The 15,956-nt window shown below is 39.1% G+C and carries 10 protein-coding genes; 9 read left to right on the forward strand and 1 reads right to left on the reverse strand.

The annotated features are described in order from the left end of the window. Positions 1-44: 44 nt before the first annotated feature. Positions 45-1,370 carry a tRNA lysidine(34) synthetase TilS gene (gene tilS, locus AWW68_RS13205; protein ID WP_068221798.1) on the forward strand — a complete coding sequence of 442 codons (1,326 nt, stop codon included), beginning with the start codon at positions 45-47 and terminating at the stop codon, positions 1,368-1,370. Between the two features lie 99 nt (positions 1,371-1,469). After that, positions 1,470-2,390 (forward strand): malate dehydrogenase, encoded by a 921-nt coding sequence (gene mdh, locus AWW68_RS13210; RefSeq protein WP_068221800.1) that lies wholly within the window; start codon positions 1,470-1,472, stop codon positions 2,388-2,390. 77 nt (positions 2,391-2,467) lie between these two features. On the opposite strand, the gene AWW68_RS13215 is transcribed toward mdh, so the two are convergent. Beyond that, positions 2,468-3,019 (reverse strand): toxin-antitoxin system YwqK family antitoxin, encoded by a 552-nt coding sequence (locus AWW68_RS13215; protein WP_068221802.1) that lies wholly within the window; start codon positions 3,017-3,019, stop codon positions 2,468-2,470. A 282-nt stretch (positions 3,020-3,301) separates the two neighbouring features. Between AWW68_RS13215 and AWW68_RS13220 the strand changes: the two genes are divergently transcribed. The 7 genes from AWW68_RS13220 to AWW68_RS13250 all read left to right on the forward strand — a co-directional run bounded on the left by AWW68_RS13220 (position 3,302) and on the right by AWW68_RS13250 (position 15,595). Further along, positions 3,302-5,911 (forward strand): hypothetical protein, encoded by a 2,610-nt coding sequence (locus AWW68_RS13220; RefSeq protein WP_068221804.1) that lies wholly within the window; start codon positions 3,302-3,304, stop codon positions 5,909-5,911. Beyond that, positions 5,901-7,517, forward strand: a complete 1,617-nt coding sequence (locus tag AWW68_RS13225) for a mechanosensitive ion channel family protein (RefSeq protein ID WP_068221806.1) — start codon at positions 5,901-5,903, stop codon at positions 7,515-7,517. The genes AWW68_RS13220 and AWW68_RS13225 overlap by 11 nt, the downstream gene beginning before the upstream one ends. A 5-nt stretch (positions 7,518-7,522) precedes the next feature. After that, positions 7,523-8,662 carry a trans-sulfuration enzyme family protein gene (locus tag AWW68_RS13230; RefSeq protein WP_068221808.1) on the forward strand — a complete coding sequence of 380 codons (1,140 nt, stop codon included), beginning with the start codon at positions 7,523-7,525 and terminating at the stop codon, positions 8,660-8,662. A 258-nt stretch (positions 8,663-8,920) separates the two neighbouring features. Further along, complete coding sequence (locus AWW68_RS13235; protein ID WP_068221810.1) at positions 8,921-9,289, forward strand: hypothetical protein; 369 nt, start codon at positions 8,921-8,923, stop codon at positions 9,287-9,289. Positions 9,290-9,462: 173 nt separating this feature from the next. Further along, the gene (locus tag AWW68_RS13240) at positions 9,463-12,633 is read left to right on the forward strand and encodes a VPS10 domain-containing protein (RefSeq protein WP_068224122.1); all 3,171 of its coding nucleotides are present in this window, start codon (positions 9,463-9,465) and stop codon (positions 12,631-12,633) included. A 134-nt stretch (positions 12,634-12,767) separates the two neighbouring features. Beyond that, positions 12,768-14,870, forward strand: coding sequence for a sensor histidine kinase (locus AWW68_RS13245; RefSeq protein ID WP_068221812.1), 2,103 nt, complete (start codon positions 12,768-12,770; stop codon positions 14,868-14,870). Beyond that, entirely contained in the window at positions 14,870-15,595 is a 726-nt protein-coding gene (locus AWW68_RS13250; protein WP_068221813.1) for a LytR/AlgR family response regulator transcription factor, read from the forward strand. Before AWW68_RS13245 ends, AWW68_RS13250 begins: the two co-directional genes overlap by 1 nt. Positions 15,596-15,956 lie beyond the last annotated feature (361 nt).

Here is a 15,956-nt window from a genome sequence, read left to right on the forward strand (position 1 = left end):
TTCGGAACGGCCGCAAAATTAGCGATTTGTGCTATTTTTGAGCCATGGTTGATCGCTTTTTGGAGTTTATCAAAAAACATGCCCTTATTGATGAAAAGGACGATTTGCTCCTTGCAGTGAGTGGTGGAGTAGATTCCATGGTGCTATTTAACCTTATTTCACAAACAAAGCATCGGTTTGCAGTGGCACACTGTAACTTTCAGCTAAGAGGTGAACAGGCAGATTTAGATGAGAAACTAGTGAAGGAAGCTTGTGAAGCCAACGGCATCAAGAATCATTCTGTCCGCTTTGAAACGAAAAAGTTTGCTTCAGAAAAGGGAATCTCTACTCAAATGGCGGCAAGAGAGCTTAGATTCGATTGGTTTAGGGAGTTATGCTCGAAGTTTGGTTACACTAAAATAGTGTTGGCCCACCATAGAGATGATTCGATAGAAACTTTCTTTTTGAATTTAAGCAGAGGGACCTCATTAAAGGGGCTTAGAGGTATTCAGGCAAGAAATGAAAATCTCATTAGACCTTTGTTGCTATTATCTAAAAAGGAGATTGTCGATTACGCTACAAGAAATGGGATCGCATGGAGAGAAGATGTCAGCAATGAAGAGACTTACTATAAGAGGAATCTAATTAGGCATGAGCTGCTTCCGGTTTTTAAGAAGTTGAATCCTGATTTTGAAAAGGTAATGTCCGAGAATTTGGAGAAGCTGGAATATAGATACCAAACTTCAGAAAGGCATTACGATGACTTAAGGGCTTCGCTAATTGAAGAGCAGAATAACCAAAGCAGAATTGTTAAGTCAGAGATATTAGAACAATGTGCTAGTGCTTATGACCTTTATGAAGTGTTGAGGCCTTTTAGTTTTAATTTCGACACAGCAGAGCAACTATATGAATCTCTAGATAAGGTTGGGGTACAGTTTAAATCTGACAGCCACTTTGCTTTGGTAGACAGAGAATATGTGTTTATAGAAGAGATATCTACTACTAGTTATGAGTCATTCGAGCTTCAGGAAGGTGAGGATGGTTTCATCTGTGCAGATAAGCACTATCATTTATCCGTTTTGGGTGTATCTGACTGGAAGTTAGATAGAAAACCTGAGCATGCTGCTTTAGATTTGGCTTTACTTCAATTCCCCTTAGAGATCAGGCCTTGGCAGGAAGGAGATACTTTTCAGCCTATAGGTATGAAGGGTAGAAAGTTGATTAGCGATTTGCTAATAGACCTAAAGGTGCCGCTATCAGATAAGCCCAAGGTTCATGTTCTATTGTCGAATGATGAAATAGCTTGGGTAATTGGCTTTAGAATTTCAGAAAAATTTAAGGTTTCAGAGAAAACAAAGAAGGTTTGGCAGGCGAAGCTGAAAAATAACTAACCTTCCATCAAAATATCATCAAACATTTGAGCGGTAATTTCATTTAGAATAATGGCGTATTAACTTTGCCGCATTAGTAATTAAAACCCTAAAGATCACATGAAAGTAACAGTAGTAGGTGCCGGAGCAGTAGGTGCCAGTTGTGCCGAATATATCGCTATTAAAGACTTTGCTTCAGAAGTAGTGCTAATAGACATTAAGGAAGGTTTTGCTGAAGGTAAAGCAATGGACTTAATGCAAACGGCTTCTTTGAATAGTTTCGATACCAAAATAACAGGTACTACTAATGATTACTCAAAAACTGCGAACAGCGATGTTGCAGTAATTACTTCTGGTATTCCTCGTAAGCCAGGTATGACTAGAGAAGAGTTGATTAGCACCAATGCAGGTATTGTTAAGTCTGTAGCTGAAAACCTAATCAAACACTCTCCAAATGTAATCATCATTGTGGTTTCTAACCCAATGGATACAATGACTTACTTGACTCATAAAGCGACTGGTTTACCTAAAAACAGAATTATTGGTATGGGTGGAGCTTTAGATTCTGCTCGTTTCAAATATAGATTGGCAGAAGCTCTAGAGGCTCCTATTTCTGATGTTGACGGAATGGTTATTGGTGGTCATAGCGATACTGGTATGATTCCTCTAACTCGTTTAGCTACAAGAAACTCTGTGCCAGTTTCTAAGTTCATTAGCGAAGACAGAATGGAAGAAGTGAAGCTAGAAACCAAAGTTGGTGGTGCAACATTGACTAAGCTATTGGGTACTTCTGCTTGGTATGCTCCTGGAGCTGCAGTTTCTGCTATGGTTCAGGCAATTGCTTTAGATTCTAAGAAAATGTTCCCTTGTTCTTGCTTGTTAGAAGGAGAGTACGGCCTTAACGATATTTGTATTGGTGTTCCAACAATTATCGGAGCTAATGGTGTAGAGTCTATTGTTGAAATAGAGTTGAATGATGCTGAAAAAGCCGAATTAACTAGCAGTGCCGATGCTGTTCGAAAGACTAACGGTCTGATCTAATTCAGATAAAGCATTATAATTAAAAAAAAGCCTTTTCAGCATACTGAAAAGGCTTTTTTATGGTCCTAGTTTTTCTTTTAGTTGTGCTGAAAGAGAAGTTTTCCATCCTTATCTACGATTTTGAATTTGCTCTGGTTCAAAATCGAGATTTCCTCAGAAGTGCATAGACTCTCATTCTTTTCTCCTAAGAAAATGAGAGTGGCCTCATCGTAAGACTTGAGTTTGTGGTTGTTAGGCTTGGCTATCTTTACTTCCGTTAAAAGCTCACCTTTGCCATAAGCATTTAGCCCTACTTTAAACTGAAGCTTAACATCTCCATCTTTAAAGTATTCAGTGAATTCACCAAAAAGTTTGTTGTAAGTGTAGTGTCTCTCACTTCTAATGTCACCATTGTCGTAGAACTCCACTGCTTTACCGTGTAGGCGTCCTTCAAGGGCTCCGTAGGTAAATTTTAGCTTTTCATTTTCATAATAGTCAATAATTTCTCCCGTAATAGGTCTGTCGGAATGACTATAGATTCCATTCAAAAAACTTACTTCAGAAATGTGCACTTTTTCAGCTGCTTTGTCTGCCGAAATAAATACTAGTAATAAGCTAAGAAAACTGAGTTTAATGATTACTCTCTTCATACATTTGGTATTTGAAAAATCAACAAAGGTTGATGATTATTCAAGTCAGGTGTTTGGTTAGTTAAATTTCAAGGTTCCTAATCAAGTTTACAATACAGCAAACTGTTGTGTGTATATTGATTAATTCACTTGAAAAGAGTCGCTGCAAAAATGTAGCCGATTCTTCAATTGCCAAAGAAAAATTATAACAGTTGTCATATTTGACTTAATAAAACGACAAGTTTTTAGTTTAAATGGTTGGTAAGTCAGTTTGACTAACCTTAAATAAAACTCATTATTGCATTGAAAGTCCGAATTTTTATAGTAATTACTGTCTTAATACTACTCTCTGGAGCTGCATATTGGTATTTTGAGTTAGAACGACCGAAATCGAAAATAGAACACATTCTTCCAGAAACTAGCTTGTTTGCAATTCATGGTACTAACCTCAAGCAGTCGCTTCAGGCTATAGAAGATTACGAATGGTTTAGTACAGCTAAATCTATTCCATTTGTCAAAACAGTGGTCGATTGGTCAGATAAAGTAGATTCTTTGGAGACCAGTGGTAAACTGAAATCTTCAGTTACTGAATTGCCTTTCTGGATTTCGTTTCACTCTACTGGCAGCTCAGATATAACTCCTCTGTATATTATAGAGGCCTCAGATTTTAAATGGAATTCTCAGAATATTGTAACCATTTTAAATACACTAACCGGAACCGATTATACTACCTCGAATCAGCTATTTAATGGCTTCAATCTACTGAATGTAAAAGGAGGTAATACACAATTAGTGATGCTTATTCAGGGTAGCTATTTGGTGATTTCTGAAGAAAATTTGCTTGTAGAAGATGTTGTAAGAGCATTGGAAAATGAGTCTAATAGGTTGGTTGATTCTCAGTACAAACCATTTGTTGATGGCGACTTGCAGCTCATTGTCAATACCAAAAGAATGAATGAGTTGCATCAAGTTTTCTTTTCTGAAGATCTAGATGGTTCTGAAAGTGTTGGGTCTGTGGCTTACTTAAACCTAAGTTTTGGAGCGGAGAGTATTAGCGCTCAGGGAACATCTGCCGGTGGAGAAGTGATTGCTAAAGAAGATGCTAGCTTATTTGGCAAAAACCTTATTCCTATAACTTCTACAGCCTTTAAGTGGATGCCCTTTAATGTGGGTATGACTGATTTGAAAGAGCTATTGCGTGGCGAAATGCTAGCGGTTTCGTTAGATATGAACTTTTCTGATGTGGCTGAGGTGCTCTTAATCAATACAGCAGATACGGTGTATTTAAGGAGAGAACTTGATAGGTTATCTGAATCTAAAACAAGTGTGCAAGATTCTACTGTCTATAGTGAGTCTTACCTGAATACCACATTAGGTTACATTCAACAAAGCGATTTTGTTGAGTTGCTTACCTCGGGCGAAAGGAAAATGGACGAGCCATATTACGCTATCTTTCAAAATGCTCTGATTTTAAGCGATAATTTGGATGCGCTGAAAACCATCATGAACGAGTTCGACAATGAATCTACCTGGGGTAAATCGGTCGAAAGAAGGAGGGTGTTAGATGACCTAGTACAAGAAACTGACCTTACTATTATTAAAGACTTAGATTACGGTTCTGAATCCATCTTCGATGGGTTGAAGCCAGTATGGAAAGAGTTTTTTAGTAAAAATCCTAGTCTCAAAACCTTACTTAAACGAGTGCAAATACAGCTCAACTCAAATAATGAATCTTATTTGGTAAGTTCAACCTTAGACTTTAATAAAGGCAAACTGATTGCTCCTATAGAAACAACTAATGGAGAGGATATTGCTGCAGAATTGGTGGTTAAGGCCAATGCATTTGCAGATACCACGCTTGTCACCAAACCATTTATTGTTCGCAACCATGTTAACTCTAGCCTTGAGGTTGTTTTTCAAGACTTGACTGGGGCTGTTTACCTAACCACTAGGCAAGGTGAAATTCTTTGGAAGACCGATGTAGGGCAAAGAATAAGGGGTGGTATTCATCAAATAGATTACTACAATAATAAAAAGCTGCAGTATTTATTCTTTACAGACTCTTTAGTTCATCTGATAGATAGAAATGGTGAAATGGTAGATGGTTTTCCCAAATCGTTCGAAAGTCCTATGATCATCAATGGTTCTGCTGTGGTAGATTATGACAATAGTAAGCGTTACAGATACCTAGCTAAGGATAGAAGAGGAAATATTAGCTTGTTCGATAAAGAGGTTAATCTATTGGAAGGCTGGAATCCAAAAGCAATGGAAAGCGAACTTCTACAGACTCCTTTTCATACGCGTGTAAGAGGAAGAGATGCTTTTGTAGTGGTAGAAAGAACAGGCGAGGTTTCTTTACTGAATAGGAGGGGAGAGTTTTACAGTGGTTTCCCAAAAACTTTCGATTTACGCTTTAAGGGAGATGTTACACTAGTTAAAGGACCCAACTTTGCAGGTACCAATATCGCTTTAATGGGAGAGGAAGGCATGTTGCTTCAAATTAACTTAGAGGGTAAAGTGGTTCAAGAGAAACAGCTTTTTCGCCCTACTACCAGAAGTATGTACTCTATGGTGAGCGATGTGTTGGAAACTGGATTCAGAATTATCAGAAACGATCAAAATAGAATAGCATTCTATGACATGTCTGGTGAGCAAGAGTTCGAAATAGACTTTGATAATTCTGGAGAATTGAATGTTGAGTTCTACAACTTTAGAAACGGTAAAGAGCTTTATGCGGTTAGAGATATTCAGCGCAATCAATTGTACCTTTTCAACAATAAGGGAGAGCAAATATGCCCTGTAATCCCTTCTTCAGAGCGAATAAGCATTCTATATTATCAGAATTTATCAGAGTACGAAGTGTTTGTTAACTTCGCCAATCAATTGAATATTTATGCTATCGATGCACAGTAGTATTAGACTCATTGCTTTTATAGGAGTATTTTTTCTGACCATCTCCTCTGCTTGGTCTCAGGCCGATTCATTGCCCGATAATTTTTCGAGCCCCTATGAAGTCATTTATAATCACCTGAACTATTTGCAAGATGAAAACCATCTTCCTGAACAAGCGGCCAAGTCGCTTTTCAAAGGAGAGAGGAGTCAGAAGCAGCTCAATAATTTAGCGGAAGAGCTTAAGCAGATTTTAGATGGCTCAGCCAACTTTATAGATTTAGATGAGGTCCCTAAATCGAGTGAGTACTATGATTCACTGTCGAGACGAAACCGTTATGTAATCACTACAGACTTTCCAGAACTATACGTTCAGAAGTATGGAAATAAGTGGCTCTACTCGGAGTATTCTGTAGATCAAATTGATAGAATACATAAAAAGGTGTTTCCATTTGGCACCGATAAGCTACTTAACATTCTACCCAATTTGGGTACCACTAAGTACTTAGGGCTTCACCTCTGGCAGTACTTAGGTATTCTTATTCTTATAACTCTTGGCTTTTTAATACACCTAATTTTCACGGTAGTACTTAGAAGAATACTTTTTTCACTTCTTCATAAGTATGGAAAGCTAGATATGGCTAATCAGTTTCTGAATCCTGTTGTAAAGCCATTCAGTTTAATGATCATTGCCTTACTGGCCAGCATTCTAATTCCTGTACTTCAATTACCAGCCTTTATTGCCACTGGTATTATTTTGTTAGTACATGCTTTGGTGCCGTTTTTCGCTACTTTCTTTTTCTATAGGCTGGTAGACATACTTGGGCATTATTTAAAGAAAATTGCCGATAGATCAGAAAATACGTTAGATGATCAATTGATGCCTTTGGTCACTAAGGTGCTGCATGTATTCGTCATTATTGTGGGTTTTGTGGCAATACTCAGGGGCTTCAAATTCGATATATGGCCAATACTTACAGGGCTTTCTATTGGTGGTTTGGCGTTTGCTTTAGCAGCTCAAGATACCCTCAAAAACTTCTTTGGTTCATTGATGATTTTCATTGATAGACCTTTTCAGATTGGTGATTGGGTAACTGCGGGTGATATTGATGGTACAGTAGAAGAAGTAGGCTTTCGTTCTACTAGGGTAAGAACATTTAGAGACTCAGTAATGTATGTACCTAATAGTATTATCTCCAATAGCATGGTAGATAATCACGGTAAGAGAAATTATAGGCGTTTTTACACCAAACTAGCCATCACATACGATACGCCAGCGAGACTCATTGAAGTGTTTGTGAAAGGGGTGGAAGAAATAGTACTAAAACACCCAGATACTCGAAAGGATTATTATAACATCTTCCTTAATGAGTATGGCGGAAGTGCTTTAGAAGTAATGCTCTACATTTTCTTTAAAGTGCCAGACTGGAACAATGAGTTAAGATGTAGACAAGAGATTATGCTAGAAATCAACAAGTTAGCTGAGCATCTTGGAGTAAGATTTGCCTTCCCAACTCAAACATTAATGATAGAGCAGATGCCTGGTCAGAAAAGCTTAACTCCTGAATATCAGCAGTCTAAATCTGAAATGGAAGACGAGCTTAAGGCATTTTTCGACAGTAAAAAGTAGTCCTTATGAAATTCGATACCAAAGCGGTGCATGCAGGAGTAGACCCAGACCCTTCTACAGGGGCCATCATGACTCCAATTTTTCAAACATCTACCTATGTTCAGCAGTCGCCAGGTAATAATAAAGGCTATGAATATGGAAGAGTTCAGAACCCAACAAAGTTTGCCCTACAAAACAGTATTGCGGCTTTAGAAAATGCGGCACATGGTTTGGTTTTTGGTTCAGGTCTTGCTGCGATAGATGCAGTTTTGAAGCTGCTTAAGCCTGGAGATGAGGTTATTACCTCTAATGATCTGTATGGTGGAACGTATAGAATCTTTACTCAGGTGTTTGAGAACTTTGGAATAAAGTTTCACTTCGTGGGAATGGGCAATGTGTCCAACATCGAGAACTACATAAATGATAATACACGGTTGGTTTGGTTAGAGACCCCAACTAACCCAATGATGAATATTGTTGATGTTAGAAAAGCCGCTACCATTACCAAAAAGCACAAGCTGATTTTAGCAGTAGACAACACTTTTGCCTCGCCTGCTCTGCAAAACCCAATAGATTTAGGAGCAGATATTGTAATGCATTCAGTGACTAAATACTTAGGAGGACATTCTGATGTTGTAATGGGGGCACTGGCCATGAATGACGAACCACTATATAAGCGATTGGCCTTTATCCAGAACTCATGTGGAGCCGTGGCTGGTCCTCAAGATTGCTTCTTGGTGTTGAGGGGAATTAAGACTCTCCACTTACGAATGCAAAGGCATTGCGAGAATGGCGAAAAAGTAGCTAGATATCTTTCTAATCACCCCAAGGTAGATAAAGTATATTGGCCAGGCTTTGAGTCTCATCCCAACCATTCGATTGCAAAAGCTCAGATGAAAGGCTTTGGAGGAATGATTTCTTTCACTTTTAATGAGGATGATATGCAGCAGTCTTTCAAGGTACTCGAAAGACTTAAAGTCTTTGCTGTTGCTGAGTCTTTAGGAGGAGTGGAGTCTCTGGCCAATCATCCGGCAACTATGACTCATGGTGCTGTTCCGAGAAAAGATAGAATGGAAATAGGCTTGTTAGACTCACTTATCCGTTTAAGTGTAGGGATAGAAGATGCTGAAGACCTTATAGCGGACCTAGAACAGGCTATTGGGTAGAAAATAATGCCAAATAAAATTGCTCATTTTGACCCCGGAAGTTCCGGGGTTTTTAGTGCGCAACATTTCATCCCCAATTTTATACTGCTTATCTTCAATTTCGACCAATCGAGAAAAATATTCTCTTTTTTTCTCTATCAGAATTAAACTTTTTCAGAACTTTGCCGTCTAATATGGTAGGGATAAGCAAATTATATTTGGTAACACTGAGGTAACATCGCCTAAACAAAAAAGAAAAATTCGAAACAACATTTGGTCATGAAGAAGCAATTTACAACACAGAGAAAATGGTCGGCAATAGTTGCCCTGACCTTAGCAGTAGTAGTCACATTTATGGCAGCTATTAAGTCTTTTGGAACCACTAATGCAGAAGAACTAATAGTGTATGACATTAAAGGTTCTTTAGAAAGAGCTTATGAAGAAGTAATAGAAGATAAGTACGAGTTTGAAGTAGTGGAGTCTAATATTGAGACTATCAAAATCTTCGATAAAAATGACAGACTTATTCTTTCTATAGTAAAAGAAATTGACGGTGCTATTGAAGATGAAAAAGCGCAAATCCTATTGAACAGAGCAGATTATCTGTCAAGTTTTGCCGGAACATCTATCTATAAAATCGAAGAATAGTTTAAAGTTAAGTTTAGTTGGTAGTTAAAACCACTCTGAAAAGGGTGGTTTTTTTTATGTCCGTTGGTGTAAAATTGATGAGTGCTTTTCTTTATATCTGCTCGTCTTCATAACTTTTAACGATTTACTCAACGAGTATTCATCATAATCTAACTATTAACTTAACTATGAAGATGACTAGAAATTCTCAAACCAAGTTATTGGTGATGGTCTTCGCAGTTTTGCTAATGTCTTTCAACGATGCTAATGCACAACGAAGAAATAGGCGTAATGCAGAACCAGCTCCAGACCCGAAAGCGGAAGTTTACAACACAATTGAATGGCGATCTATAGGCCCTTATAGGGGAGGAAGAGCCTCTACTGTGTCAGGTGTGCCTGGCAACCCTCAAGTATTTTATATGGGTGCAACTGGTGGCGGTGTATGGAAAACTGACAACGGTGGACAAACATGGAAGAACGTTTCCGATGGTTATTTCGGTGGTTCAATTGGAGCCGTAGCTGTGAGCCCATCTAACCCAGATGTAGTTTATGTAGGACAAGGAGAGCAAACCGTTAGAGGTAACGTTTCTTCTGGTTTCGAAGGTTTTTGGAAGTCTACCGATGGTGGTGAGTCTTGGACTAATATTGGTTTACAAGATGCCATGCATGTGGGTAGAATTGTGGTACACCCAACCAATCCTGACGTAGTATGGGCTGCGGTTATGGGCGACTTGTTTAAATCTTCCGCCACACGTGGTATTTATAAAACTACCGATGGCGGTAAAACTTGGAAGAAAACACTTTTTGCCAATGAAGATGCAGGTGCAGTAGATGTTTCTATAGACCCGAGCAATCCTAATTTTGTAATGGCCAGTACATGGAAAGTAAGGAGAACTCCTTACAGCCTTACTTCTGGTGGTGAAGGTTCTGGAATTTGGAGATCTAAAGATGGTGGAGAAACCTGGGAGAACTTAATGGACAAACAAGGAATGCCAGCTGGTCCTATAGGCATTAGTGGTGTTGCTATTTCTCCTGTAAACCCAGATGTAATTTACTCAATTATAGAAGCAAATAAAGGAGGTGTTTACAAGTCTACCGATGGTGGTGAAACTTGGAGAAACACTAACTCTTCTAGAGCACTGAGACAAAGAGCTTGGTATTACTCTAGAATATATGCCGATACTAAAGATGTAGATAAGGTATTTGTAATGAACGTGGCTTATCATGTATCAACTGATGGTGGTAGAACATTCAGAGCAAATGGTGCGCCTCATGGTGACCATCACGATTTATGGATTGCACCTGAGGATAACATGAGAATGGTAATTGCCGATGATGGTGGAGCTCAGGTTTCTTACGATGGTGGAGATAACTGGTCTACCATGATGAACCAGCCAACTGCTCAGTTCTACAGAGTAACTACAGATAATGCATTCCCATATAGAATTTATGGTGCACAGCAAGATAACTCAACAGTAAGAATTGCTCACAGAACCAGTGGTTTTGCCATTACTGAAAACGACTGGGAAGGCACTGCTGGTGGAGAGAGTGCTCACTTAGCACCTAAGCCAGATAATCCAGAAGTAGTTTACGGTGGTAGCTACGGTGGTTTATTAGTAATGAGAGATCATCAAAAAGGAATTAGCAGAAATGTTAACGCTTGGCCAGATAACCCAATGGGACATGGTGCAGAAGATTACAAGTATAGATTCCAGTGGAATTTCCCTATTTTCTTCTCTCCGCATAACCCAGACAAACTTTACACTACATCTAACCATGTTCATGTAACTACAAATGGTGGTCAGTCATGGGAGATCATTAGCCCAGACTTAACAAGAGCTGAGCCAGATAAACTCGGTAAGTCGGGTGGTCCGATTACGTATGATGATACTTCAGTTGAATACTATGCTACTGTTTTCGCTGCTACTGAGTCTCCTTATGAAGAAGGCTTAATTTGGGCTGGTTCAGATGACGGTTTGATTCACGTAACTAGAGATGGTGGTAAAAACTGGACAAACGTAACTTCTCCAGACATGCCTAAGTACTTGATGATTAACTCTATTGAGGCAGATCCATTTGTTAAAGGTGGTGCTTACATAGCTGGTACGCAGTATAAATTAGGAGATTATGAGCCTTACTTATACAAAACCAAAGATTATGGTAAAACTTGGACTAAGATAACTACTGGTATTCCAGATACATATTTCACTAGAGTAGTAAGAGCAGATCCGGAAAGAGAAGGCTTGCTTTATGCTGGAACTGAAAGAGGAATGTTCGTTTCTTTCGATGATGGCGCTTCTTGGAAGCCATTCCAAATGAATCTTCCTGTAGTGCCAATCACAGATTTGACCATTAAGGACAATAACCTTATTGCGGCAACTCAAGGTAGGTCTTTCTGGATGCTAGACGACCTTACATTGCTTCACCAATTGTCTGATGAAGTAGCGAACAAATCTGTGCATTTATTTAAGCCAATGGATGCTTATAGATTGATGGGCTCAGGCAGTAGCTTCAGACGTTTCGGTGGTGGCGGAGGTAATGACCTTAGCCTTAGATATGGTACGAATGCTCCAGCAGGACCAGTAATTTACTTCAATATGAAGGAAGCTCCTCCGGCAGATGAGAAAGTTTCTATCGAGATTCTAGATTCAGAAGGAAACTCTATCAAAACGTTCCCTCAACGCGACCTGAAAGCTGGTTTGAATTCTTTCAACTGGGATATGAGGTCTGAAGGTCCAGAAGGTTTCGAAGGTTTAATTATGTGGGCTGCTTCTGTTAGAGGTCCTGGTCCAATGTACCCAACTGGTGAGTATACTGCCAGACTTAAGGTAGGAGATGAAGTTCAAGAAACTACCTTCAACCTGATTAAGGATCCTCGTTACGGTTCTACCGATGCGGACATTAAAGCACAATTCGATTTCTTAACAACTGTAACAGCTAAAGTAACCGAGATGCACAGAGCTATTAAAGATATTCGCGAGGCAAGAAAGCAAATGAATGACTTAATGGCTAAAATCAAGGGTAAAGAGCAGTACAAAGATGTTGTAGAAGAGGGTAAAGAGCTAATGGCTAAAATGACTGAGGTAGAAGAAGCACTTTACCAAACCAAGAATGAGTCGGGTCAAGATCCGTTGAACTTCCCAATTCGCTTGAATAACAAACTAGCCGCATTGTTAGGTGTAGCTGGAAGCGGGGAGTGGAGACCTACTAAGCAGTCTGAAGATGTTAGAGTTGAACTAACAGAGCAAATTGATGCTGAATTGGCTAAGCTTAGAACCATCATGAATAATGATCTTCCTGCATTCAACAATCTAGTTAAAGAGAAATCTGTAGACTACATTGTTATCAAGAAGAGAGATAACTAAAACTATTGATAATCACATTTAAAAAGGGCGACTTGAAAAAGTTGCTCTTTTTTGTTCTAGCCCAATTTAATAGCTGTAGATTTTTAATAAATGAAATGTAAATTCAAAGATTGATTCAACCATACTACTAAAGCATGCACGTTACCCCGAAGGTGATTTTTAAGCCCTTCCTATTGTTGCTAACTCTTCTACCTCATTTTTTATTCTCACAAGAGGTAGACTCGCTTAAAGCTATCCTTGATTCCGATGTTCATGATACTTTGAAAATTCAAACCTATTTAGAATTAGGTAAGGCCTTTGAAAGAAATGATTTAGACTCAAGTTTAAGTTATTTGGATGAAGCACTGCAGATTTCGGAAAGGTTTTCTAGCGAGTTTCCGCAATTCAAAGGCTTTGTATTAAGGGCAAAAGCAGCAGCCTATTTAGCTAATGGAAGCAAAGAATGTTTTGAGTTCTACCTAGAAGCAATGGCCGTTTTTGAGTCTCTGGTATGGAATGAAGAACTGACACTGACACAGTATGAACTGGCAAAAGCTTATGATAGGGCATCACAATTTCATAATGCTATTGAGCATTATGAAGCAGTAATAAATAGAAATAAAAAAGACGGTACAGAGTTTAAGATGGCAGCTGCTTATAATAATGCTGGTTTAGTGTATTACTATTTAAGAGAGCTGGAAAAAGCTTCTGGAATTTTATTGGACGGAATTAGATATGTAAAAACAACACCTGATACTGTTAACCTAAGAGCTTTTTACATGAATTACGGTTTGGTACTGAAGGAGCAAAACAGATACGAATTGGCAAAGCAGTATATGAAAAATGCTCTATTGATCAATGAGGCAATTGGTATTAGAGGACAAGTAGCATTGGCCTATACCAATATTGGTCAGTTATTGATTAAACAAGATAGTCTTGATAGAGCCTTTGAATCGCTCACAAAAGGGTGGGAGATTTCAAAAGAAATTAACACTTCTGGTTGGCCAACTGCAGATTACTATAAAAATGTGTCTACGATTGAGTTTTATCGTGGTAACTACCAAAAGTCGCATGATTACATAGAGAAATCTGTGGCCAATGTGCCCGAAGGAACAGCCCCTCAGTCCAAAGGCGATGTTTATGGCAGTCTGGTGGAGAAAAAGCTGGTTTTGGCTGATTCTGTTTTTGTCGATAATCCAGCCAAGCAAAGGCAACTATGGAATGAGGCTTTGCCTTATGCCATAGAAGGATGGGAATTGGCCAAACAGTCAGAAGCAGGTAATGTACGATATCGGTTGGCCTTGGGGCAAGCAAACCTTTATGCTAAGTTGAAGGATTACAAAAAAGCCTTTGAGTTTGGTAAACTGGCCTTAGAGATATCCCAAGATATTAACGATCAGGCCAAAACAGATGCCATAGCGCGTATGTCTGCTGAGTTTGAAACAGAGCGCATTGAAGCGCAAAACAATTTACTTCAGGAAACCCAAAAACGACAAACAGCTCAGTTAAAGCAACAGCGATATCTCATTGCAGGTGCTCTGGTAGTATTGCTTTTGATAGTTGCTATTATGCTTATTATTCAACGCAATAGGCTAAAGCTTAAGAAGGCAAATGCTCAAGTAGAGAAGTCGTTGGAGCAAAAAGAACTATTATTAAAGGAGATTCACCATAGGGTAAAAAACAACTTGCAAGTAGTTTCCAGTTTGCTCGATTTACAGTCGAGGGGAATTGAAGATGAAAAGGCGCTGTCTACTTTTATGGAAGGCCAGAATAGAGTTAAGGCCATGGCGCTTATACATCAAAAGCTATATCAAAACGAGGATTTGGCTACTATCGATTTTGCTGAATATGCCGAGCAATTAATGGCTGAACTAGCATCTATCTACGCTGGCTCTGTAAATGTTAAAGCATCAGTTAACTCCACTCAGAAAGCTAATTTCGACATCGATACAGCCATACCATTAGGACTTATCTTGAATGAATTGATTTCAAACGCCTACAAATATGCCTTCCAAGAAGGAGAAGGAGTGTTAAGTATTTCGATTGAAGATTTGGGCAATGGAAAACATCAGTTGACAGTTAGTGACTCTGGCGTAGGTCTTCCGCAAGATTTCGATCTCACTAAAGCTAAGAGTTTGGGCCTAAGATTGGTTAGGAGACTATCCAAACAGCTTTATGGTTCGGCTGAATATTATTACGAGCAAGGCAGTAAATTTATCATTACTTTCACAGATACATTAGAGAGAAAAGCGGTTTAATGAGTCAGGTTAAAATCTTAGTTGTTGAAGACGAAATTGTCATTGCAGACAACATTTGTCTAATACTTGAAGACCTTGGTTATGAAGTTTTAGAACCAGCCATCAACTACGAGGAAGCCATTGAGACCATAGAGGCTGAAAAGCCCGACATCGCCATTCTGGATATTCAACTAGGAGGGAGGCGTGACGGTGTTGATCTGGCATGGACCATTAAAGAACAATACGATTTCCCTTTCATTTTCCTCACCTCTAATGCCGATGCAGGTACTATTGAACGGGTAAAGAAAGTGGCTCCCCCGGCATATCTGGTTAAGCCTTTCAAGAAAGACGACCTCTACACTTCCATTGAGTTAGCCCTTCATAAGTATGCCGAGCAGAAAAGTGAAGGAAAGGTGGATGAAGAACTGCTGATTAAGGATGCCATATTCATTAAGGAGAAAAACCTATTTCATAAGATCAAACTAGATGATATACGCTTCCTCAAAAGCGATCATGTATATGTAGAAGTGCACACAGTTAAGAATCAAAAACACCTGATCCGCGGTAGCTTAACCGATCTTTCTGAAAGACTGCCAAAAAACTTCTATCGAACCCACCGCAGTTTCACCATCAATGTAGATCATCTGGAAGCCATTAATTCGGCCTATGTGCTGATGAACAACGAGCAAATTCCTATTGGTAAAAACTATCGTGATGACCTCTTGAAGAAGATACGTGTAGAGTAATTCCCTTTACCGTCATTGCGAGGAAATGTTTTGACCTGAGTCAAACTTGGGACGTGGCAATCCGCCTTTTAAGAGCAGTATCTTACAGAGCTAACAACCTCACTGTATCCGTCATTGCGAGAAACAAGCTTCGCGCAGCAGAAGGTTGTGACGAAGCAATCTCCAAGATTTAAGGATGGGAAAGTATAAGAAGATTGCTTCGTTGCAAAACTCCACTTTGTTCATTTTGTGTCTCGCAAAGACGGTCTGAAATGGTAGTAGTAGTATAAATTTAAGTGCCCAAGATTCTCACTCCCAATACCCAAGACTAATGACCACTAACTAATCCACCAATTCCCCAGTTACCCTTGGAAAGGAGGAA

It is taken from the genome of Roseivirga spongicola (genome assembly GCF_001592965.1).
Taxonomy (GTDB): domain Bacteria; phylum Bacteroidota; class Bacteroidia; order Cytophagales; family Cyclobacteriaceae; genus Roseivirga; species Roseivirga spongicola.